This window comes from Streptomyces sp. NBC_00038 (assembly GCF_026343635.1).
Taxonomy (GTDB): domain Bacteria; phylum Actinomycetota; class Actinomycetes; order Streptomycetales; family Streptomycetaceae; genus Streptomyces.
Window position 1 is genome coordinate 2707601 of sequence record NZ_JAPELQ010000001.1, and the last position, 21017, is coordinate 2728617.

Here is a 21017-nt window from a genome sequence, read left to right on the forward strand (position 1 = left end):
CCTAGACCTTGCGCCCCCAGGCCGAGATCATCGGTGCCGTCGTCAGGTCCAGGGAACCGGAGGTCACGTTGGCCAGGTGGCGGTCGATCTCCTCGTGGGTGGCGAGGCCCGTGGTGACGAGCTGGTCCCGGATCTGGCGGATCGTCGCGGATTCGAGCTCGGCGCAGGCCGGCGAGGTGACGGGGAAGTACGCGTCGGCCTCCACGCCGCGCAGCCCGGCCTCGCGGAGCAGGCGCGGGAGTTTACGGCCGTACGCGAGATCGGCGCCGCGCTCCGCGAGCAGGCTGCGCAGTCCCTGGCGCAACCGGTTCGCGAGCTGTTGCTCGGGGCCGTACTCGTCGAGGCAGAGCAGCGGCTGCAAGGCGGGGTCGGCGTCCTCGACGAGGAGCCGGCCGCCGGGCCGCAGAGCCTTGATCATCGACCGCAACGCCCGCTCCCGGTCCGGCACATGAACCAGCACGAGCCGTGCGTGCACGAGGTCGAAGCCCTCACCCGGCGGCTCCTCGGCACCCACGTCGTGGACGCGTACCTCGACCGGCGGGCGGGCGGCGGGGGCCACCAACGACGTGTCGATGTCGGTCGCGATGACCCGTCCGGTGGGACCGACCTTCTTGGCCAGCCAGGACACCACGGACGTGCCGCCCGCGCCGACCTCCCAGCAGCGCCAGCCGGACCCGATGCCGAAGCGCTCGATGTGCCGGAACGTCGTGGGGTCGAAGAGAGTGGCGAAGGCGTCGAAGCGCTGTCCCGCCTCGGTCTGCCGGTTGTCGAGGAGATACCCGTCGGTTCGCGTCATGGCGAGATCATCCCAGTTGAACCGCTTGTCCGGAATCGCCGACGCTCCCGTTGGCGACACTCACCCACAGCCAGCCGTGTCGGTGAACCGGAACGGAATGCTCCGTTCCCACAGGCTTCCCCGGCGATCGAACCGGCCTGGCAAACTGGCACGCCAAGGCGCAAAGTGCGGCGCGAGGGGATCCACGCAAGGAGATCCAGATGTCCATGGCAGGGAATCTGCGGAAGGTCGCGGGCCTCGACAAGGTCAGCGGCCTCCGCAAGGTGGCGCGGCTGGCACGGCGACACACCCGTGTCGACCTGAGCCACCACGCCAGGTCCCCGCTGGGTACGGCAGTAGTGAACTGCGTGGCCTACCAGGACGGCGCCAGAGTCCCCGGCGGCCGCGATCTGGTCGACACCGTGGAGCGGATCCGCAAGAAGGACAACGGCTTCGTCTGGCTCGGGCTGCACGAGCCGACGGAGCGGGAGTTCGCGGGCATCGCCGACCTCTTCGACCTGCACCCCCTGGCCGTCGAGGACGCGGTGGAGGCCCATCAGCGTCCGAAACTCGAGCGGTACGACGAGACGCTGTTCGCCGTGTTCAAGACGGTCTGCTACGTCGAGCACAAGGAACTGACGGCGACCAGCGAGGTGGTGAACACCGGCGAGATCATGGTCTTCGTCGGTCCCGACTTCGTCATCACGGTGCGGCACGGACGGCACGGGTCGCTGGGCCCGCTGCGCGAGGAGCTGGAGTCCGATCCCCAACAGCTCTCCAAGGGGCCGGCCGCGGTGCTGCACGCGATCGCTGACCATGTGGTCGACGACTACGTGAATGTCACGGACTCGGTCCAGGCGGACATCGACCAGGTCGAGGCCGATGTCTTCGCCGAGAACGGCGCACGGGCCGACGCGGGCCGTATCTACCAGCTCAAGCGTGAACTCCTCGAACTGAAGCGGGCCGTGGCTCCGCTCGCCCGCCCGATCCAGGAGCTCACCACCCGGCCGATACGGGTGATCGACCCGGAGATACAGGCCTACTTCCGCGACGTCTCCGACCACCTGATGCGGGTCACCGAGCAGATCGCCGCCTTCGACGAGCTGCTCAACTCCATCCTTCAGGCACACCTGGCACAGGTCACGGTGTCGCAGAACGAGGACATGCGGAAGATCACGGCGTGGGCGGCGGTCATCGCCGTGCCGACGATGGTCTGTGGGGTGTACGGCATGAACTTCGACAACATGCCGGAGCTGCACTGGCGGTACGGCTACCCGCTGGTCATCAGCGCGATCACCGTCGCCTGCCTCGTCCTGTACCGGGGGTTCAGACGCAACGGCTGGCTGTGAGGCCCAGAACGCCTCTCGCCCGGTACGGCCGACCGGACGAGAGCGCGCGGATCGACGAGGTCAGCTCGTCGCGCTCCTCGCGTAGACGCTCTCGACCCAGGCGGCGAGCTGTTCGTCCGTCAGGTGCTGGGCCAGGTCGGCCTCGCTGATCATGCCGACCAGGCGCTTGTTCTCGATCACGGGGAGCCGGCGGATCTGGTGCCCCTTCATCTCCTGGAGCACCTCGCCGACGTCGGCACCCGACTCGATCCAGCGCGGAGTGCCCTGGGCCATCTCGCCCGCGGTGACCCGTGCCGGGTCGTGGCCCATGGCCACGCACCCGACCACGATGTCGCGGTCCGTGAGGATGCCGCAGAGCCGTTCGTTCTCGTCGCTGATGGGCAGGGCGCCCACATTGAGCTCACGCATCAGCTGGGCGGCGCGGTCCAGGGTCTCGTGGGCGGGAATCCACTGGGCACCACGGTGCATGATGTCTCCGGCGGTGGTCATGAAGTACCTCCCGGTGCCGGACGGCCGGCGCGGCGCGAACGCACCGCTAGTCCCGGCGCCCTACATTCTCGCCGCGCGCCCGGAGAAACGCACCCGGAAGTTCCCGGTTTCGGGTCAGAGTTCCCGGTTCCGGATCAGCCGGATCAGCCGGATCAGACAGAGAAGCCGACGATCTTCTGCGGGACGACGCGGATGATCACGCGGACCTCGTCGCCCTTCTCCGCCGGCGGGTCGATGCCGAGGTACTTGTGCGAGAGCTCGTACGGGAGGCGTTTGGCGTCGTCGGGGAGGATCTCGGCGGTGCCGCGGATCTCCACGGAGGTGTAGGGGTTGGCGAGGTCGAAGACCGAGAGGCTGATGCGGGGGTCCCGCTGGAGGTTGCGCACCTTTTGGCGTCCGGCGGTGGAGGAGAACAGCACGGTGTCGCCCTCACGTTTTATCCAGACCACCGAGTTCTGGGGAGCGCCGCCGGGGCCGAGGGTGGCGACGCTGGCGAAGTTTTTGGCATCGAGGAGAGCGCGGGCCGATTCACCGAAGGAGATCGTCATGACCATCAGCATAACTACATGCACGTGCATGCAGAAGGGTTTCGCGCAACTGATCGCGATCAGCCGTTCCACGCCGGATGGCGCGGGTCGTCGGCGCGCACCAGGACATCGGCCGTGGCACCCGGGTCGGTCTCGGTCTCGTAGCGCGCGAAGGCGGGGAGGGTCCACTGCTCGGCCTCGGGGGTACGGCGGCGGAGTGCGCCCTGGGAAAGGAGCACATGGACGCTGAGGTCGAAGGGGAACCAGTGGCGAAGGAGGAAGGGGCCGTGCAGCAACAGGGGGCTGCCGGGCGCGAGTTGGGCGTACGGGCTGCGGGTGGCGCGGTCGGTGGCCGGGTCCCAGAGGTCGGGCAGGACGCGGCCGTCACCACCGGGTTCGAGGGGGCCGAAGACCTCGCGCCACAGCGCGCCGGTGTCGAACCAGCCGTCGTAGTACGACTCCACGTCCTCGCGGCCGTATTCAAGCCGCAGCGACGAGGGGCGCAGGAAGCCCTCCGTGCCGACCACCAGCGAGGACCGGCCGCGTATGCGGAGCGCCTCGGAGACTCGGTGTGCGAGGTCGCCGGGGCGGGCGGCCGGGGCACCGTCGAAGGCGATGCGCGGCCAGGGGCTGCCGTCGTCCGGTTTCAGGTCGAGCAGCCGCTCGGCGAGGAGGTCGCCGAGCCGTTCCCAGGTGATCGCTTCGAGTCGCACAGGGCCCATGATGCCGCCATCAGGATGCGATCTCGTAGGCGTGGCGAGGGTCTGGGGGCGTGGCACTCCAGGCGTGAGCGGCGTCGGGGAGCGGCATCCGGGTTGCCCGAATCCGGTGGCTGCCTGGGGATGGCCCGCCGACGACGTACATCCCGGGCCGGACGGGGGAAGGAAACACGTATGGGCCCGATCACAACTCCCGCGCACCGCACCGGACTTCTCGTGGTCCAGCCGCTCAAGAAGCGGCAGTGTGCCGAGTGCCGGACCGGGCCGCTCACGCTGTTGGTACTGGAGGAAGGGGCGCCGCGGTGCCTGGACTGCGCGGATCTCGGGCATCTGGTGTTCCTGCCGCGGGGCGACACCGCGCTGACGCGGAGGTCGCGGGAGGGGAGTGCGCTGTCGGCTGTGGTGGTGCGGTTCAACCGGCGCAGGAGCCGGTACGAGCGGCAGGGCGTGCTCGTCGAGGAGGCGGCGCTCGCCCGGGCCGAGGAACGGTGCCTGGCGGACGCGGAGGCCCGGCGGCGGCGCCGGGCGCGGGACGCGCGGCGGCGGGAGGCGGCGGGAGGCGGAGGATCTGCGGTTCACGGAGGCGTTCGAGCGGGAGATCCGCCGGATGTTTCCCGGCTGTCCGGGCGACCGGGCGCGGGACATCGCGGCGCATGCCTCGGTGCGCGGGAGTGGGCAGGTCGGGCGCAGTGCCGCGGGCCGGGCGTTGTCCGAGGTCGCGGTGGGCTCGGCGGTGCGGGCGGCCGTGCGGCACGCGGACACGGGGTATGACCAGTTGCTGATGAGTGGCTTGCCTCGGTATGAGGCGCGGCGGCGGATCTCGGGGGTGGTGGAGGACGTGCTGCGGGGGTGGCGTGGCGGGGAGGTGGCGCCGTGACTGGTGCGTGCGGGCACCTCACCGTGCTGGGTGGCTCCATCGCCGGACGCTTGATCCCGGCCCGATTCAGGCCCGGCGGGCTGCCTCGTCCCGGGCGACCGGCCCGCCCGCACCGACGTAGAGGCGGGATTTCGCCCCCTCCGCCCCTACCCGTCCCGTACCTGGGGGCTCCACCCCCAGACCCCCGTGTCGCGCTGACGCGCTCGTCCTCAAACGCCGGACGGGCTGAAAAGACCTTCCCCGACCCCGGGCTGAAGAGCGGCAGCCCCCACGGGTGGGTGGGGGATCGGGATGGCACCGCCTCGCCCTCAAACGCCGGACGAGCTGAATGATCTCCCCGGAGCTGAAAAGCGCGGCCTCCACGGGTGGGTGGGGGATCGGGACGGCGCCGCCTCGCCCTCGATCGCCGGACCGGCTGAAAGATCTCTGCTCGGCGTCAGAAGGTCCCGTGGGCTGGACGCTCACACATGTCTCCGCGTCCCTCGGCCATGGTCACCGTCGCCGTCCGGGCTTTCACTAGTGGTGATGGACTTTGGGGTCGATGTGGGAGTGGACATGATCGATGGGCCGTACTTCGTGCTTACGTTGCTGGGTGTGCTCGGCTGTGGGCTGGTGGCCGGGGTGTTCTACGGGTTCTCGACGTTCGTGATGCGGGCGCTCGCCGAGTTGCCGCCCGCGCAGGGGGTCGCCGCGATGAAGTCGATCAATGTGGTCGTGCTGCGGCCGGCGTTCATGCTGGCGTTCATCGGGTCGGCGTTGCTGTGCGCCGTCCTCGCGGTGGTCACGTTCGTGCTGTGGCCGGACGAGGGGACGGTGGAACTGCTGCTGGGCAGTGCGCTGTATCTGTTCGGGTGCTTCGGGGTGACCATCGCCGCGAACGTCCCGCGCAACGACGCGCTCGCCAAGATGGACCCCGGGAGCCCGGAGGCCGCCGCGTACTGGCCCACGTACGTGCGCGAGTGGACGGTGTGGAACCACGTGCGCACGGCCGCGGCAGCCGCCGCGTCGATCTCGTACGTCCTTGCCCTCGCGTGAGTCGTCGTCCGAGTCCTCAGCTGAGCGGCGGGGCCCACGGAGGCGACGTATCGTGGCGGGAAAGGAGTGCCGCCCGAAGGCCGTGGGCCGAGGACGTCCGACAGCTGCGCGGCGCCGTGCCCCTACGTGTACGCAAGGGAGACGGCCATGGCCGATCCCAAGGGATTTCTCACCACTCCGCGCGAGGAGTACCCCCGCAGGCCCGTCGGGGAACGGGTGCGGGACTGGAACGAGGTGTACGTCCCCGGGGCGCTGCTGCCGATCATCAGCAGGCAGGCCGACCGCTGTATGGACTGCGGGATCCCGTTCTGCCACGACGCCTGTCCGCTGGGCAATCTGATCCCCGAGTGGAACGATCTCGTCTCCCGGGACGACTGGCGGGCGGCGAGCGACCGGCTGCACGCGACGAACAACTTCCCCGAGTTCACCGGGCGGTTGTGCCCCGCGCCGTGCGAGGCAGGCTGCGTGCTCGCGATCAACCAGCCGGCGGTCACCATCAAGAACGTGGAGGTCGCCATCGCCGACCGCGCCTGGGCGGACGGTCTCACACCGCCACGGCCACCGGACCGGCTCTCCGGGCGGACGGTCGCGGTCATCGGGTCGGGGCCCACCGGGCTCGCCGCGGCGCAGCAGTTGACGCGGGCCGGGCACACCGTCGCCGTGTACGAGCGGGCCGACCGGATCGGCGGGCTCATGCGGTACGGGATCCCGGCGTTCAAGATGGAGAAGCGGCATCTGGACCGGCGACTCGGTCAAATGCGGGCGGAGGGAACCAAGTTCCGTACGTCGACGGTGGTCGGGCGGGACATCGGGGCGGCGGAGCTGCGGGCGCGCTACGACGCCGTGATCCTTGCCGTGGGCGCGACTGCCTGGCGTGAACTACCCGTACCTGGGCGGGAGTTGCAAGGCATTCATCAGGCGATGGAGTACCTCCCGCTCGCCGACCGGGTCTGTGAGGGCGACCTCGAGACGTCTCCGCTGTCCGCCGCCGACAAGCATGTCGTCATCGTCGGCGGCGGGGACACCGGCGCGGACTGCCTGGGGACCGCCGTACGTGAGGGCGCGGCGTCCGTGACCCAACTCGACATCTACGCGCAGCCGGAGGCGGAGCGCGACGAGGACGCCGAGCCCTGGCCGACGTATCCGAAGATCTACCGGCTCTCGGCCGCGCACGAGGAGGCCGGTGCGCTGGAGACGGCGCCCGCGGCGGACGCGGACGCGCGGCTCTTCGCCGCGTCCACGCTCCGCTTCACCGGGGACGCGGCCGGACATGTGCGCTCGCTGCACCTCGTCGAGGTGGACGCCGGGCGCCGCCCGGTTCCCGGTTCCGCACGGACGCTCCCCGCCGACCTGGTGCTGCTCGCGCTCGGCTTCTCCGGGCCCGACCGACACGACGGCCTGATCGACCAGCTGGGGCTCGCCCTCGATCCGCGCGGAACGATCACCCGTGACGCGGAGTTCGCGACCAACGTCCCCGGGGTGTACGCCGCCGGGGACGCGGCCCGCGGCCAGTCCCTCATCGTGTGGGCCATCGCCGAGGGCCGCGCGGTGGCGGCCGCGGTGGACCGCAGGCTGACGGGCGGCAACTCGCGGCTGCCGGCACCGATCGGGCCGTACGACCGCCCGATGACGGTGTAGGCGGACCCGTCAGGCACGCTCGTCAGCGGCACTCGTCAGCCGCGCTCGTCCGTGCCCGCCACCTTCGCCGTCGACAGCGCCACCCGGTTCCAGGTGTTGATCGTGAGGATCAGTGCCAGGACGTGGGCCAGTTCCTGGTCGTCGAAGACCGCCGCGGCCTGTGCGTAGACGTCGTCCGGGACGCCTCCGTCGGCGACCAGGGTGACCGCCTCCGTGAGGGCGAGGGCGGCGCGCTCCTTCTCCGTGAAGAAGTGGCGGGCCTCGCGCCACACCGCGACCATGTGCAGCCGGTCCTCGCTCTCGCCGGCCTTGCGGGCGTCGTTGGTGTGCATGTGGAGGCAGTACGCGCAGTGGTTGAGGTGCGAGGCGCGGATCTGGATGAGCTCGACGAGGGCGGGGTCGAGTCCGTCGCGGGCCGCCGCGTCGAAGCCGATGAGCGCCCGGAAGACCTTCGGGGCGGACTTCGCGAAGTCGAGGCGGGCGTTTTCGGCCACGGCCGTTCCGGCAGCCTCAGCGAAGTTCGCGCTCGTGTTCGTGTTCGTCGTCATGACCATGAATCTACGGGCCCAATAGACCCGCTGTAGGGTGCATTTTTGTGGCAGAAACATGGGTCAATTCGGCGGAGCGGATCGGTGCTGACCTGCATCTGGAGATGGCCGGGTCCGGTGGGCGGCGGGCCGTGCTGATCCGTGCCCTGAGGGAGGCCGTACGCAGTGGGAGGCTCACGCCGGGCACCCGGCTGCCGCCGTACCGCTCGCTCGCGGCCGACCTGGGCGTCGCGCGCAACACGGTCGCCGACGCGTACGCCGAGCTGGTCGCCGAGGGCTGGCTGACCGCCCGGCAGGGCTCGGGCACGCGGGTCGCGGAGCGCGCCGAAGCGCAGGGCGCCCCCGCGCGCGTACCGAAAAAGGCACCTCCACGCGCGCGTGGACCACGGCACGACCTGCGGCAGGGCACACCGGACGCGTCCTCGTTCCCGCGCACCGCCTGGCTCGCCTCCTACCGGCGGGCCCTCCAGCAGGCGCCCAACGAGGCCTTCGGGCCCGGCGATCCGGCGGGCCGCGTCGAACTGCGTCACGCGCTCGCCGAGTACCTGGCACGCGCGCGTGGCGTGCGCGCAGAGCCCGGGCGGATCGTGATCTGCTCCGGTTTCGCGCATGCCCTGCGGTTGCTCTTTCCCGCGGTGCTACGGGGCCCACTGGCCGTCGAGTCGTACGGCCTAGGCTTCCACCGCGAGCTGCTGACCGCCGCGTCCGTACGGACCCTGCCGCTGCCCCTGGACGAAGACGGCGCCCAGGTCGGCGAGTTAGGCCGGGATAGGGCCGTACTGCTCACTCCCGCGCACCAGTTCCCGACCGGCGGACCGCTGCACCCCGAACGGCGTGCAGCCGTGATCGACTGGGCACGCGCGCGTGGCGGCGTGATCCTGGAGGACGACTACGACGGGGAGTTCCGCTACGACCGCAAGCCGGTCGGCGCCTTGCAGGGCCTTGACCCGGAGCGGGTGATCCACATCGGCTCGGTCAGCAAGAGCCTGTCGCCCGCGCTGCGGCTCGGCTGGATGGTCCTTCCGGAGCGGTACGTCGATGGTGTGCTCGCGGTCAAGGGCGAGCGGGAGGCCTGGGCGGGCGTACCCGATCAGCTCGCGCTCGCCGACTTCATCGCCTCCGGGTCGTACGACCGTCATGTGCGGCGCATGCGGCAGCGGTACCGGAGGCGCCGTGACCGTCTCGTCGCCGCGCTCGCCGCACGGGCCCCGCACATCGAGGTCACCGGCATCGCGGCCGGGCTGCACGCGGTGCTGCGACTGCCCCCGGGGACCGAGCAGTCCGCGGTCAAGGCGGCGGTCTGGCAGGGCGTCGCGCTCGACGGGCTGAGCGAGTTCCGGCATCCGCAGGCGGTGATGTCCGCGCCGGACGGCCTTGTCGTCGGGTACGCGACGCCTGCTGAGCACGCCTATGGGGCAGCACTTGACGCGTTGTGCGGGGTGCTGCCACCGGGGTGACCCGGGCCGCCACCGGTCGTCGCCGGTTGTCGCCGGCCGTCGCTGGCCAGAAAGTGACCTCCAACCGACATACAAACCAACCACGGTGGGATCATTGAGCGTAGGAGGCGTGTTGCTGTCGCGGCCGTGAACCGGTCATGACGGTGGCCCGCCCCCAATCCTTCGTTCCGTCGTCAGGCGCAGGGCCACCCCCGCGCGTCCCCCCTGTTGACGGTCGGTCCTGGAGGGTGAGCGATGACAACGCTCGATGAACGTCATGAAGACGGGGCGCGCGACGGGGAAGAGCTCAGGGGCGGGAGTGCGCTCGCGGCGCGCGGCCTCGATGCCGTCCCCCTGGATCAACCCACGGCCGCACTCCCCCAGTTCGCAGGTTCCAAGGCCGCGCATCTCGCGCGAGCGGCACGCGCCGGGCTGCCGGTGCTTCCCGGGTTCGTGGTTCCGTACGAAACCTCCGGTATCTCCGGTGTCTCCGGTGTCTCCGGTGTCTCCGGCACCTCGGGTGATCCCGCCGCCCTCCGCCACGCCTGGCACGAGCTCTCCCGTGGTGGTGCCCGGCCCCTCGTCGTACGGTCCTCGTCTCCGCAGGAGGACACGCAAGAATCTTCCCTGGCGGGCCAGTTCGCCTCCGTGCTCGACGTACGCGGCTGGCGGGACTTCCGAACGGCGATACGGACCGTTCTCGACTCGGCCCACCGGTCCGACGGGAGCACCGCGCCGATGGCGGTGCTCGTGCAGCCGATGCTGAGCGCCCGCGTCGGAGGTGTCCTGTTCGGGGCGGATCCGGTCGAGGGGCGGGCGGACCGGATGCTGGTGAGCGCGGTGCGGGGCGGTCCCGACACTCTGGTCAGCGGTGAACAGCCCGGCACGAACTACTCGTTGAACCGATGGGGCCGGGCCCTTCGGACGGAACCGCCGAGCGGTGCCTCTCCGGAGCACGAACCGCCGCTCACCTCCGCCCAGTTGCGCCGTCTGGCCCGGCTCGCGCGGCGCGCCCGGCGCGTGTTCGGCGGCCCCCAGGACATCGAGTTCGGCTTCGACGGGGACGGGCGCCTGTGGCTGTTCCAGAGCCGCCCGATCACGGCGATGGCGGCACGGCCCGCGCGCCGGGCACGGCTGCTCGGGCCCGGGCCGGTGGCGGAGACGCTGCCGGGACAGTTGGAGCCACTGGAGGAGGATCTGTGGCTGGCGCCCATGGCACGCGGGCTCGCCGCCGCGCTCGACATCGGAGGCAGCGCGCCACGGCGGCAGCTGCGGGCGATGCCGGTCGTCACGGCGGTCGGCGGGCGCGCCGCCGCGGATCTGCGGCTGCTCGGGGTGGTACCCGCTGCCCACCGCCGGCTGGCGTTCCTCAACCCGGCGCCCGGCGCCCGCCGTCTCGGCGCGGCCTGGCGGGTGGGCCGGCTGACCGCGGCGCTCCCGGGCCTGGCGATGGACCTCGTCGCGGATGTCGACCGCCGGCTCACCGAGACCCCGCCGCCCGTCCAACTCCCCAGGCCGGCCCTCGTCGCGGCCCTCCGCTGGACCCGCGTCACCCTGGTCTCCCTGCACGCCCAGGAAGCCCTGGCCGGGGCCCTGCTCCCGGAGAACCGCACGACCACGGCCGCGGGCACCGCCCTCGTCGCCCTCGCGGAAGCCCGCGCCCAGGGCGTCCCCGACAACCGGATCGTGGCCGCGGAGCCGGTGGTCCTCGCGCTCGTGGCGCCCAGCCTGCGGGGGGAGTTGCGCCTGCCCGGGGGCTTGGGGGACGAGACCCGGATCCGGCGCGGCACGGGAGACGTGATCGGAGCTCGGCCAGGCGCGGGAGACGAAACCGGAACCTGGGAGGGCGCGAGAAACGAAGTTGGACCCCGGCAAGGCGCGGGAGACGAAACCGGAACCCGGCAGGCCCTGGGGAACAAGACCCGGCCGGGCCCTGGTGACGCGACCCTGCGGCGCGCGGCCGAGGAGGCCGGACGAGGCGGCGATCACGCCCCCAACTCCGGGCAATACAGCGCCAGTCCCGCCACCGTGGCCACCCTCCGCCGCACCTCCCCCGGCCCACTCCCCCCGCGTGAAACCCTCCGCCTCCGGATCCGCTGGGTGCAGGAGTTGCAGGTGCGGCTGGTTCGTGAGGGGGCGCTCAGGCTGACGGTTCGCGGCGGGCTGAGCGATGCGGGGCGCGTCGGGCTGCTGCGGTGGGAGGAGTTCGTCGCGGCGCTGGAGGGCGCTCGGCTGCCGGGGGACGTGGAGGAACGGCTCCCCCGGTCCGTGTCCGCTCCGCTCCCCGACGCGTTCCGGCTGGCCGACGGCGGCGTGGTCATCGCCGAACGACGGCGGACCGGCGACGGGGCGCGCGGTGTGGCCGGCGGACGCGCCGCCGGTACCGCCTGGGACGGCATCGGACCCCGCCCTCCGGACGCCGTCCTCGTCGTACGCACCCTCGACCCGACGCTCGCGCCGCTCCTGCCGGGTCTCGCGGGACTGGTGGCCCAGACCGGCAGTCCGCTGTCCCATCTCGCCGTGCTGGCAAGGGAGTTCGGCCTGCCCACGGTCGTCGGCGCGGACGATGCGGTACTCCGGTTCCGGCCGGGCTCCCGCCTCACGGTCGACGGCACCACTGGTGACGTACATCTGCTGACCGGCCAGGTGTCGGGGGCCGCGCGATGAGGCGCGTCGCGTACCTCTTCGGAGGCTCGGCCGCCGCGGGCGCGGGCGTGTACGTCGTCATCTACCTGTACCGGTGGCAGTGGCAACGGGCCATCCTCTGCGGGGTGTTGCTGCTCGTCGTGGAGGTGATGCTGCTCGGGATCGTGCTGCTCGGGCGGCTTTCGCGGATCGAGGAGCGGATCGAGGAGCGGATGCGCGAGACCGACCGGCGCCAGGAGGACGCGTTCGCCCGACTCCACCGACAGGACGCGTCGGGCCGGTCGCGGCAGGAGGACGTACTCGCCCGGCTGCGGCAGGGGGAACCGTCGAACGACCGGTTCCGCTGGCTGGACGACACCGGCAGCCACTCGTACGTCTTCGTGCCCGTGCTCATGGTCACCGGGGTGCTGCTGTCCGGGCTCGCCTGGCTGGTGCAGCGGATCGCGTCGGTCACGGCACGGCCGTCGGCCGAGCGGCACCTCGCCGGGCGGCTGGCGATCCTGGCCGCGCCGGACACAGCAGGGAACACCGACCTGGACGACCTGCCGCCGATCGGCGCCCGGCGCGACCGGGGCCGCACCGTGCGCCTGATCGCCGCCGGCGTCGTCGGTGCCGTCCTGCTCACCGCGCTCGTGGGCGCCCTCGCCGAGCTCACCCAGACCCGCGAGGAGCACGGGAACGACTCCGAGGCGACCTCCGTACTCGTCCGGATCGACATGCGCGGCAAGGACATGACGGCGGAGCGGGGGACCCTCGCGGCGCACCAACTCTGGGAACGCTGCCGGGACTCGACGTCCGTGCCACTGAGCCGGGCCACCCTCGGCAGCCTGGGCGACGGCCTGTACGCCGGTGTCGTGCGGCCCGCGCTCACCGACCACGACCGTATGAGGCTGACCGGCTGTCTGGAGGACGCGAGCGTCGACCGGACCCACCTCACGGTCGTCGGCATCGGAGACACGGACGCGGACGACGACTGAGCCGAGCGCCGACGACCGGGCCGGACCCGATGCCGGCGCCCGGCTCCGCGGCCGAGGCCGAGGCCGAGGCCGAGGCCGAGGCCGAGGCCGATACCGGACCCGGCACGCGTCGTACGCACAACGCCCATATCGCCGCCCCGGGTTACGATGCGAACGCGCCCATCGTCCCCGATCACCCCGGGTCGCCCATGGCTGTCGTCACCGCACCCCCGCCCCAACGCGCCCTGCCCGCACGCCGGTTGCGCAGAACGATCCTGCGGTACCTCGTCGGAGTCACCCTCGGCTATCTCGCCCTGTGGGCCACCGGCGCGCTCGGCGTCCTGGCGCTGTCGTACTGGGCCCGCGAGGAGACCCCTGCGCCCGAAGGAACGCACTCGGTGCAAGGGGTCCACAACTTCCAACCCGTCGGAAAGCAGGGGACGTTGTGGCGGGGGGCCGCACCCTCGCCCGAGGGCTACCGGGCGCTCGCGCGCCTCGGTGTCACCACGGTCGTCGATCTGCGCGCCGAAGACCTCACAGCGGCCCAGCTCGCCGGTCCCCACAGGGCCGGACTCGATGTCGTACGGCTGCCCGTCCGGGACGGGCAGACCCCGACGCCCGGCCAGGTGGAGCGCTTCCTCCAGGTGGTCGGCGAGGCATCGGGGCCGGTGTTCGTGCACTGCGGTGCGGGGGTCGGCCGTACGGGGGCGATGGCGGCGGCGTATCTCGTACGGACCGGACAGCAGTCGCCGCCGGCGGCGGTCCGGCGCAATCTCGCGGTCGGACCGCCGTCGATCGAGCAGATCTACTACGGGCTGAGTCTCGGCCCGGACCACGCGGACCAGCCACCGTTCCCGGTGATCGCGATCAGCCGCCTGGTGGACGCACCACGCCGCATGTGGTCCTGACTCTAGGCCGGCGTCACCGCTTGCGCGCCACCGCCCCGTAAGTCCATGCCATGGCAAGTGATCAAGTCAGCACCAAGATTAGGGAGTTGAGACAAAGAAAGCACAACGTGAACAGGACAGAAGGACATAAGGGCAGCAGAACTCAGGACAGCAGGAAGTCCGCCTCCCCCGCCTTCGCCCCCTGGATGAACGCGGTCATCTCACCGGGCGTGTAGATCAGGGCGGGTCCGTCCGGGTCCGCCGACTGGCGGACCGCGATGCGCCCGTCCGCGAGCTTCATCGCCTCCAGGCAGTTGCCTCCGTTGCCGCCGCTCCACGGCTTGTGCCAGCCCTCGCTGCCCAGTTCACGGGCGGGCATTCCGTTGTAGATGCGCGCGTTGCGTATCCGCGACTTCATGCGTTCCATTCACAGCTCCTTGCGGAGATCCCGGAGGATCTCCTTCGTGCGATGTGCAGTAGCGGCCTGAGCCGCCATGCGGTCCATGACCTCGAGGTGGGTCGCCACCTCTGAGCGCGCGTCCAGGTAGACGGCGCCGGTCAGGTACTCGCTGTAGACCATGTCCGGGAGTTCCGGCACGGCAAATCGGAAGAGCACGAAGGGCCCGTACGTGCCGGGGTGCGGTCCCGAGGAGAACGGGATCACCTGCAGCGTCAGGTTGGGCAGCTTCGTGGCCTCGAGCAGTTTGTCGATCTGGGCACGCATCACCTCGGGGCCGCCGATGGGGCGGCGCAGGGCCGTCTCGTCCATCACGGCCCAGATCCGGGGTGCATCCTCACGAGTGAGCAGATCCTGGCGTTGCATGCGCAGCGCCACATGGCGCTCGATGTCCTCGGGTCTCGTCTGGCCGATGGCGCCCGCCTTCAGGACGCCACGCGCGTACTCCTCGGTCTGCAGGATGCCGGGCACGAAATGGGGTTCGTACTGCCTGATCAGGGCTGCCGCGCCCTCCAGGCTGACGTACATCGAGAACCAGCCCGGCAGGATGTCGTGGAACCGCTGCCACCAGCCCGGCCTGTTCGCCTCCTCGGCCAGGAGGACGAACGCGTCCGCCTCTTCGTCGGAGACGCCGTACGACTTCAGAAGGAGCTGGAGGTAGGGAATTTTGAGGGAGACCTCTGCCATCTCCATGCGGCGGACCGTGGCGGGTGCGACACGCAGCACACGCGCGGCCTCCTCACGCTTGAGACCCGCGCGTTCCCGCAGGTCGAGCAGGCGTCGGCCGAGAACGACCTGGCCGACCGTCGGCGCGGACCGCGGTTCACTCACGTCCCACCTCCACAGGGTGACTCACAGGCGGTTCACAGGGTCCTGACAGTCCGGACGGCGCCGTTCGGGGTCCGTTCCACGATCCCAACTGGCGCCGCTCGGCGTGCTGTTGCGAGCAGTGTGCCACGCGCCTTCACGGAGTCACACAGCACTCTGCATTTTTCATAGTGGCTCTTGCCAAGTGTTCACGGCGGGGCGATAGTGGCAAGCGTGACTCCGTCCGTGCCGTTAGGAACAGACGCCGCCGAGGACCGCTGCGGTCCCGGCGCCGCCGCCCAGGACCGCCTTGGTCCCGGTGCCGCCACCGAGGACCGATCCGGTCTCCGTGCCGTCGCCGGGCCTCGCTCCGGTGTGGCCGCCGAGCGCCGGTTCCGCTTCGAGCTGGCCGCGCACCCGGGCTCCGTGGCCCGGGCCAGACGTCTGACCGACGCCTGGCTGTCCGGCTGGGCGGTGTGCGAGGACACCTGCGACTCGGCGACCCTCGTCATCTCCGAGCTGGTCACCAACGCGATCGTGCACACCGCCGGTGAGCGGGTCGTCTGCGAGCTGCACCACGACGACGACCTGGTGCGGATAGCCGTACGTGACGAGGGCTGCGCCCCGGGTGAGCCGCGCCCCTCGCCCCAGCGGCCCGAGGAGGAGCACGGGAGGGGATTGCTCCTCGTCGAGGCCATGTGCAGAGCCTGGGGGGCTCAGGAGACGGGCCCCGGGCTGCTGGTCTGGGCGGAGCTGGAGCACTCTTCGAACCAGCGTTCGACCAGTCGGCGTGACGTGGACACCGAGCCCCGCTCCGACCTCGGGTGGAGCGCGAAGAAGCCTCCGGCCGACGGCCGGGGCGCCGGGACGGAAGCATGCTGGGGGATGGTGTTGTGAGGGGTACGTCGGTCGCGGGGCCCCGGGCGCAGGTCCTGAGCCTGGACACACTCGTCCGCCTCAAGCGCACGCAGCAGGCGTCCGGGCCGCTCAGACGTCTCCTCGTGCCCGAGGGCATGACCGTGCCGCTGGGGTGCGACGCGGTGTCGGTGCCCGCCCGGTTCGGACCGCTGCTGCTGCCGCGGCTGCCCCGCGTGGGCTGTGTCTACGCCGACCGGGCGAACTGGTGGTGGATCGTCCCCTCCGACTCCGACGTCGCCCTTGAGTGGCCGGCGCCCGCGCACTACGCCACGGGCGCGGTCGTACCCGACGCACCCCACACCCCCGGGCTCATCCACAAGCCCGCCGGCACCGTTCCTTACACCCCGCCGATCCCCCTCTATCTGGCCGTGTGCCAGGTGACGGGAACGACACCCGTCTGGTCGCGTCCGATCAGCGCGTAAGTCCCCCGACCGGGTCTCACCGGCGCAACCGAGTGCGCCGGTATCCGAAGTGCGCCGGTTGCCGCGAAACTCCGCGGCCGCCCCGGGTGGAGCGCCCCGTTCCTGGGGAATGCACCGTTCGTCCACTCCGGGGGAGGCCAACGGTGAGAAAGTCCGCGAGGAAGTCCGTACGGGAGCCGGCGGGGAAACCGGCACCCGATCCAGCGGCGCGGAAGTGGGCCTGGCGGAGAACTGCCCGGCGCGGCGAGCGGGACGACGACAAACCGGCAGCGTCCGAATCGGAGCACCTGCTCTTCGGCGGTCCGCTCCGCTACGACATGGGCTGGTCCCAACACTCCGACGCCTTCCTCGAGTTGAACTTCCGCGCCATGGTGACGCGGCTGCCGTCCCTGCTCACGTCCAGTTTCCGGCTCGCCTGGAAGGCGGACCGCCGCGCCGCCCGTATCGTGCTGGGCGCCGAACTGGCCCGCGGCGCGGCACAGGCGGTGAGTCTGCTGGCCGTCAACAGCGTGCTGGGGCGGCTGCTGGCGAGCGGCCCGGTCGAGGACCGGTTGCGCGGGGCGCTACCGGCGCTGATCGTCGTGGCCGCCGTGATGCTGCTCGCCGCACTGCTGCGGGCCGCGTCGACGTACGCGACCGGGCGGCTCGAGCCGAAGGTCGAGCGGGTCGCGACCGAGCTGTATCTCGAACGAGCGGCGGCCGTGGAGCTGGCCGCGATCGAGGACGACGCCTTCCACAAGCTGCTCGACACCGCTCAGTACGGCGCCCACTCCGCCCGCCGCATGATCACGATCGCCGCCCGGGTCGTGAACGCGATGATCTCGCTGTGCGCGGCAGCGGGTGTCCTGACCGTGCTGCATCCCGTGCTGCTGCCGCTGCTCGTGACGATGACGTTGCCGAGCGCGTGGAGCGCGCTGACGAACGCCCGGCGCCACTACCAGTCGTTCCACACCTGGGTGCAGCACATCCGCGCCGGGCGCCTGATCAGCAACCTGCTCACCGAGCCCGCCGCGGCTCCGGAGATCCGGGTGCACGGCGTCGGCCCGTTCCTGCTGCGCCACTACCGCTCGATGTCGGAGACCGCCGAGGCCGAACAGGCGCGCCTGGCACGCCTTTCCGCCCGCACCGGCCTGATCGCGGCGGCCTGGACCGGCCTCGCCACCGTGGCGACGTACGCAACCCTCGGCGGACTGCTGCTCGCCGGTGCGATGGCACTCTCCGTCGCCGGTACGGCGGTGATCGCGATCCGCACCGGCTCCGCGAGCCTCGGCACGCTCGTCCTGGAGGTCAACGCCCTACACGAGGACGGCCTGTTCGTGGGCGACCTGCAGCGCCTGTACGTCGAGGCGGCCGAGCGCGCGATCCCCGTGGGCGGCGATCCGCTCCCCGACGATCCGCGCGAAATACGCTTCGAGAACGTCACGTTCACCTATCCGGGCACCTCGACCCGGCCCGCGCTCGCGGAGGTGACCCTGAACGTGCCGCTCGGCAAGATCGTGGCGCTGGTCGGCGAGAACGGCTCGGGCAAGACGACGCTCGTGAAGCTGCTCGCGGGCCTGTACGCGCCCCAGAGCGGCCGGATCCTGTGGGACGACGTCGACGCGGCGACCGCCGACCGGCATCAACTCGCCGAGCGCATCGCGATGGTGGCGCAGGACTTCAAACGGTGGCCGTTCACGGCCCGCGTCAACGTCGCGGTCGGCCGCGCCTCGGCGCCGCTCACGGACGAGCGACTCGCCTCATCGGTGGCCGAGGCGGGAGCGGAGGACGTCGTGGCGGATCTACCCCGCGGTCTCGACACGCTCCTCGCCCGCGGCTTCAGCGGCGGTCACGAGCTGTCGGGCGGGCAGTGGCAGCGGCTCGGCATCGCGCGGGCCGCGTACCGGCGCGGCGCCATCCTGATCGTGGACGAACCGACGGCGGCGCTCGACGCCCGGGCCGAGCTGGAGGTCTTCGAGAAGATCAGGGCGCTGGCGGGCACCGGCCAGACCGTCATCCTGATCACGCACCGGCTGGCGTCCGTACGCCACGCCGATCTCGTGCACGTGCTCGACCAAGGCCGCCTCGTGGAGTCCGGCAGCCCGGACGAACTCCTGGCCACGGGTGGCGTCTACGCGGAGCTGTACTCGCTCCAGGCGGGGCAGTTCACCGCGAAGGTGGCCACCAGGGAAGCCGGTTGATCACCGGGGAGGCCGCCCGCCTCACTCGACGAGGTCGCCGACACGCAGAACCACCAAGAACGCGTCCGTCGAGAGATCCATGACCACTTCCACGGCCTGGCCCTCCTTGCGACGCGCCTGCGCGAACTCCTCCGCGGGCCAGGACCCACGCGGCCCACCTGCGGGGAAGCGCTCCAGCACCGTTCGCCCGTTCACCTTGTACCTCCACGTAGCGCTGCTCTCGTAGAGTTAAACGCCATCCATGGGGTGAACGGCTCGCTACGTGACGGTACTGAGACGTAGTCGACACTTCGTCGCAGGTTCGATGTGAGGGTGTTTTCGACCCGTTCACACCTTTTGCGGATGCGTCGAGCCGTACGCGAATCAGTCCGCGTACTCGTCGTGGTACCGGATCCGTTCACTGCCCGCGGGTGCTCCCAGCGCCGATGAGCGCCCCCTGGGCTCCTCCCATTCCTCCTGCCTTCCCAGCGCGGTGAGGTCGAGGAGGCTGGTCGTGGAGCCGAGCCCGTCGAGTCCGCGTTCGTACGTCGAGTACGTGTGGAAGACACGGTCACGCTCCCGCAGGAAGCAGCTCATCCCCGGCCGCTCGTAGGGCTCTTCGCCGCCGAAGGATGCCTGGTAGTCGTAGTTGAACTCGTTGTCGTACGACGAGTACCACGGCACCGTCCAGCCCATGCGCGCCTTGAAGGGCAGGATTTTCGTGTGCGGTGCGCGGGAGACGGCGGCGAACTCCGTACCCCTGGCCCGCAGATGCGCGAGGTGCCCGATCTGGTCGAGGAACGCCGAGCAGCTGCGGCAGCCGGCGTCCCACTCCGGCGCGAACATGAAGTGGTAGACGACGAGTTGGTGCCGTCCGTCGAAGAGGTCGAGCAGCGTCGCCTTCCCGTCGCCGCCCTCGAACACGTACTCCTTGTCGACCTCGACCATCGGCAGCCCACGCCGCTCCGCGTTGAGCGCGTCCCGCGCACGGGTGGCGGCCTTCTCCTTGGCCAGCAGTTCTTCGCGCGCGGCGCGCCACTCGTTGCGCGAGACGATCTGCGGAAGCGTCATGTGCCCCTCCTACGAAACGGTGCCTTCTGTGGGTGGACCGGTGGGAGGAGCGGAACTCATCGGCGGTACCGGGATTTTCTGGAGAGATTTCCCGGCGTCAGTACGTCACCGGAAGCGCGAGCAGGCCGCGGGCGCGCAGGGAGGGCCGCCACCGCAGCTCGGCCGGGTCGGCGTCGAGCGCGAGGTCCGGGAGGCGTTCCAGGAGCGCGGACAGGGCGATCTCCGTCTCCAGGCGGGCCAGCGGCGCGCCCAGGCAGTAGTGGATGCCGTGGCCGAGCGCGAGGTGACCGGAGGCGTCGCGGCCGAGGTCGAGCCGGCCGGGGTCGGGAAAGCGGCGCGGGTCGCGGTTGGCGGCGGACAGGGACAGCAGGACGGTCTCGCCCGCGGCGACGGTGACGCCCCCGATCGTCACGTCCTCGACGGGGAAGCGCCGGATGGCAAGCAGTCCGGGCCCTTCGTGGCGGGCGAACTCCTCGACGGCGGCGGGGAGTCGGTCGGGGTTCGCCCGCAGTGCGGCCAGCTGGTCGGGGTGGGTGAGCAGCCCCAGGACGGCGTTGCCGATGAGCTGCACCGTGTTCTCGTATCCGGCGAAGAGGATGAGGAAGACGAGCGACATCAGTTCGTCCTCGGTGAGCCGGTCGCCCTCGTCCCGTACCGCGATCAGATCCGAGAGCAGATCGTCCGCGGGCTCCTTCCGCTTGGCCGCGAGGAGTTGGGTGAAGAACCCGAGCATGGCCAGGACCGCCTCCTTCGCCGCCGCCGGGCGTGCCGGGTCGGGTGCGACGAGCACGTCCGTCCAGACCCGGAAGTCCCGGCGGTGCTCGCCCGGAATCCCGAGCAGATCGCAGATGACGGTGATGGGAAGAGGCGCGGCGTACGCGGCGATGAGGTCCGTCCCGCCGTGCGGTCCGAGCGCGTCGAGGAGCCGGTCGGCGGTCTCCCTGACGGGGGTGCGCAGCTGCTCGATCCGGCGCGGGGTGAAGGCCCGTACCACCATGCGCCGGATGCGGGTGTGGTCGGGCGGGTCCATGTTCAGGAGGTTGGCGTCGAGGGCCGGCGGCAGCGCCAGCCCCTGGTAACTCCCGGGCAGCGCATGCCGCTTGTCCAGCGAGAGCAGCGGGTTCGCGAGGGCCTCGCGTACGTCGTCGTACCGCGTGACGAGCCAGGCGGGGTTGCCGTCCGTTCCGGCGATGCGGTGCACGGGGGCGGTGTCACGGAGACGGTCGTAGACGGCGTACGGGTTGTCGATGAGGCCCGCTGCGGGGTCCTGTGGGGTGGACATGGCTCCAGCCTAGGCACTG

Annotated in this window: 20 protein-coding genes and 1 pseudogene; 11 read left to right on the top strand and 10 right to left on the bottom strand. The window is 71.2% G+C overall.

Annotated elements, in window-relative coordinates:
• Position 1: 1 nt before the first annotated feature.
• Positions 2–796, bottom strand: a complete 795-nt coding sequence (locus OG219_RS12475; protein WP_266825862.1) for a class I SAM-dependent methyltransferase — start codon at positions 794–796, stop codon at positions 2–4.
• Positions 797–996: 200 nt separating this feature from the next.
• On the opposite strand from OG219_RS12475, the gene corA reads away from it, so the two are divergent.
• Positions 997–2124, top strand: coding sequence for a magnesium/cobalt transporter CorA (corA, locus tag OG219_RS12480; RefSeq protein WP_266825864.1), 1128 nt, complete (start codon positions 997–999; stop codon positions 2122–2124).
• Between the two features lie 60 nt (positions 2125–2184).
• On the opposite strand, the gene OG219_RS12485 is transcribed toward corA, so the two are convergent.
• From OG219_RS12485 to OG219_RS12495, 3 genes are all read right to left on the bottom strand, one after another.
• A complete protein-coding gene (locus OG219_RS12485; RefSeq protein ID WP_266825866.1) occupies positions 2185–2613 on the bottom strand; it encodes a CBS domain-containing protein in 429 nt (142 codons plus the stop codon).
• Positions 2614–2765: 152 nt separating this feature from the next.
• Positions 2766–3161, bottom strand: a complete 396-nt coding sequence (locus tag OG219_RS12490; RefSeq protein ID WP_266825868.1) for a PPOX class F420-dependent oxidoreductase — start codon at positions 3159–3161, stop codon at positions 2766–2768.
• A 59-nt stretch (positions 3162–3220) separates the two neighbouring features.
• Positions 3221–3862, bottom strand: a complete 642-nt coding sequence (locus OG219_RS12495) for a uridine kinase (protein ID WP_266825870.1) — start codon at positions 3860–3862, stop codon at positions 3221–3223.
• A 171-nt stretch (positions 3863–4033) separates the two neighbouring features.
• Between OG219_RS12495 and OG219_RS12500 the strand changes: the two are divergent.
• From OG219_RS12500 to OG219_RS12510, 3 genes and pseudogenes are all read left to right on the top strand, one after another.
• Positions 4034–4736 (top strand): annotated as a pseudogene (locus tag OG219_RS12500) (DUF2293 domain-containing protein).
• Positions 4737–5291: 555 nt separating this feature from the next.
• Positions 5292–5771: a DUF1772 domain-containing protein gene (locus tag OG219_RS12505; protein ID WP_266825872.1), complete on the top strand. Its 480-nt coding sequence runs from the start codon at positions 5292–5294 to the stop codon at positions 5769–5771.
• Between the two features lie 147 nt (positions 5772–5918).
• Positions 5919–7409, top strand: a complete 1491-nt coding sequence (locus OG219_RS12510; protein ID WP_266825874.1) for a glutamate synthase subunit beta — start codon at positions 5919–5921, stop codon at positions 7407–7409.
• Positions 7410–7444: 35 nt separating this feature from the next.
• Here the strand turns inward: OG219_RS12510 and OG219_RS12515 are convergent, their stop codons facing one another.
• Entirely contained in the window at positions 7445–7957 is a 513-nt protein-coding gene (locus OG219_RS12515; RefSeq protein ID WP_266825876.1) for a carboxymuconolactone decarboxylase family protein, read from the bottom strand.
• 47 nt (positions 7958–8004) lie between these two features.
• Here OG219_RS12515 and OG219_RS12520 point away from each other — a divergent pair, with 47 nt between their 5' ends.
• The 4 genes from OG219_RS12520 (at position 8005) to OG219_RS12535 (ending at position 13903) form a co-directional block, all read left to right on the top strand.
• The gene (locus OG219_RS12520; protein WP_266825878.1) at positions 8005–9414 is read left to right on the top strand and encodes a PLP-dependent aminotransferase family protein; all 1410 of its coding nucleotides are present in this window, start codon (positions 8005–8007) and stop codon (positions 9412–9414) included.
• A 234-nt stretch (positions 9415–9648) separates the two neighbouring features.
• Positions 9649–12060, top strand: a complete 2412-nt coding sequence (locus OG219_RS12525; protein ID WP_266825880.1) for a PEP/pyruvate-binding domain-containing protein — start codon at positions 9649–9651, stop codon at positions 12058–12060.
• The gene (locus tag OG219_RS12530) at positions 12057–13016 is read left to right on the top strand and encodes a hypothetical protein (protein ID WP_266825882.1); all 960 of its coding nucleotides are present in this window, start codon (positions 12057–12059) and stop codon (positions 13014–13016) included. Before OG219_RS12525 ends, OG219_RS12530 begins: the two co-directional genes overlap by 4 nt.
• A gap of 29 nt (positions 13017–13045) precedes the next feature.
• Positions 13046–13903: a tyrosine-protein phosphatase gene (locus tag OG219_RS12535; protein WP_323183272.1), complete on the top strand. Its 858-nt coding sequence runs from the start codon at positions 13046–13048 to the stop codon at positions 13901–13903.
• 142 nt (positions 13904–14045) lie between these two features.
• Here OG219_RS12535 and OG219_RS12540 read toward each other — a convergent pair whose 3' ends face one another.
• Positions 14046–14309 carry a DUF397 domain-containing protein gene (locus OG219_RS12540; RefSeq protein WP_266825884.1) on the bottom strand — a complete coding sequence of 88 codons (264 nt, stop codon included), beginning with the start codon at positions 14307–14309 and terminating at the stop codon, positions 14046–14048.
• Positions 14310–15170, bottom strand: a complete 861-nt coding sequence (locus OG219_RS12545; protein ID WP_266825886.1) for a helix-turn-helix transcriptional regulator — start codon at positions 15168–15170, stop codon at positions 14310–14312. It lies immediately after the preceding gene.
• A gap of 201 nt (positions 15171–15371) precedes the next feature.
• Between OG219_RS12545 and OG219_RS12550 the strand changes: the two genes are divergently transcribed.
• The 3 genes from OG219_RS12550 to OG219_RS12560 all read left to right on the top strand — a co-directional run bounded on the left by OG219_RS12550 (position 15372) and on the right by OG219_RS12560 (position 18666).
• A complete protein-coding gene (locus OG219_RS12550; protein ID WP_266825888.1) occupies positions 15372–16043 on the top strand; it encodes an ATP-binding protein in 672 nt (223 codons plus the stop codon).
• A complete protein-coding gene (locus OG219_RS12555) occupies positions 16022–16486 on the top strand; it encodes a hypothetical protein (protein WP_266825890.1) in 465 nt (154 codons plus the stop codon). The genes OG219_RS12550 and OG219_RS12555 overlap by 22 nt, the downstream gene beginning before the upstream one ends.
• 317 nt (positions 16487–16803) lie before the next feature.
• Positions 16804–18666, top strand: coding sequence for an ABC transporter ATP-binding protein (locus OG219_RS12560; RefSeq protein WP_266836079.1), 1863 nt, complete (start codon positions 16804–16806; stop codon positions 18664–18666).
• A gap of 21 nt (positions 18667–18687) precedes the next feature.
• On the opposite strand, the gene OG219_RS12565 is transcribed toward OG219_RS12560, so the two are convergent.
• From OG219_RS12565 to OG219_RS12575, 3 genes are all read right to left on the bottom strand, one after another.
• Positions 18688–18861 carry a hypothetical protein gene (locus tag OG219_RS12565; RefSeq protein ID WP_266465633.1) on the bottom strand — a complete coding sequence of 58 codons (174 nt, stop codon included), beginning with the start codon at positions 18859–18861 and terminating at the stop codon, positions 18688–18690.
• Positions 18862–19029: 168 nt separating this feature from the next.
• Positions 19030–19716 (bottom strand): DUF899 domain-containing protein, encoded by a 687-nt coding sequence (locus OG219_RS12570; RefSeq protein ID WP_266825892.1) that lies wholly within the window; start codon positions 19714–19716, stop codon positions 19030–19032.
• Positions 19717–19813: 97 nt separating this feature from the next.
• Positions 19814–20998: a cytochrome P450 gene (locus OG219_RS12575; protein ID WP_266825894.1), complete on the bottom strand. Its 1185-nt coding sequence runs from the start codon at positions 20996–20998 to the stop codon at positions 19814–19816.
• Positions 20999–21017 lie beyond the last annotated feature (19 nt).

What these genes read in the sequence shown, in the direction of transcription:
- OG219_RS12505 (WP_266825872.1), top strand. Translation starts at nt 5,292, where the DNA reads ATGATCGATGGGCCGTACTTCGTGCTTACGTTGCTGGGTGTGCTCGGC.
- OG219_RS12535 (WP_323183272.1), top strand. Translation starts at nt 13,046, where the DNA reads ATGCCGGCGCCCGGCTCCGCGGCCGAGGCCGAGGCCGAGGCCGAGGCC.
- OG219_RS12475 (WP_266825862.1), bottom strand. Translation starts at nt 796, where the DNA reads ATGACGCGAACCGACGGGTATCTCCTCGACAACCGGCAGACCGAGGCG.
- OG219_RS12510 (WP_266825874.1), top strand. Translation starts at nt 5,919, where the DNA reads ATGGCCGATCCCAAGGGATTTCTCACCACTCCGCGCGAGGAGTACCCC.
- OG219_RS12540 (WP_266825884.1), bottom strand. Translation starts at nt 14,309, where the DNA reads ATGGAACGCATGAAGTCGCGGATACGCAACGCGCGCATCTACAACGGA.
- corA (WP_266825864.1), top strand. Translation starts at nt 997, where the DNA reads ATGTCCATGGCAGGGAATCTGCGGAAGGTCGCGGGCCTCGACAAGGTC.
- OG219_RS12555 (WP_266825890.1), top strand. Translation starts at nt 16,022, where the DNA reads ATGCTGGGGGATGGTGTTGTGAGGGGTACGTCGGTCGCGGGGCCCCGG.
- OG219_RS12485 (WP_266825866.1), bottom strand. Translation starts at nt 2,613, where the DNA reads ATGACCACCGCCGGAGACATCATGCACCGTGGTGCCCAGTGGATTCCC.
- OG219_RS12490 (WP_266825868.1), bottom strand. Translation starts at nt 3,161, where the DNA reads ATGACGATCTCCTTCGGTGAATCGGCCCGCGCTCTCCTCGATGCCAAA.
- OG219_RS12530 (WP_266825882.1), top strand. Translation starts at nt 12,057, where the DNA reads ATGAGGCGCGTCGCGTACCTCTTCGGAGGCTCGGCCGCCGCGGGCGCG.
- OG219_RS12570 (WP_266825892.1), bottom strand. Translation starts at nt 19,716, where the DNA reads ATGACGCTTCCGCAGATCGTCTCGCGCAACGAGTGGCGCGCCGCGCGC.
- OG219_RS12515 (WP_266825876.1), bottom strand. Translation starts at nt 7,957, where the DNA reads ATGACGACGAACACGAACACGAGCGCGAACTTCGCTGAGGCTGCCGGA.
- OG219_RS12495 (WP_266825870.1), bottom strand. Translation starts at nt 3,862, where the DNA reads ATGGGCCCTGTGCGACTCGAAGCGATCACCTGGGAACGGCTCGGCGAC.
- OG219_RS12575 (WP_266825894.1), bottom strand. Translation starts at nt 20,998, where the DNA reads ATGTCCACCCCACAGGACCCCGCAGCGGGCCTCATCGACAACCCGTAC.
- OG219_RS12525 (WP_266825880.1), top strand. Translation starts at nt 9,649, where the DNA reads ATGACAACGCTCGATGAACGTCATGAAGACGGGGCGCGCGACGGGGAA.
- OG219_RS12560 (WP_266836079.1), top strand. Translation starts at nt 16,804, where the DNA reads ATGGGCTGGTCCCAACACTCCGACGCCTTCCTCGAGTTGAACTTCCGC.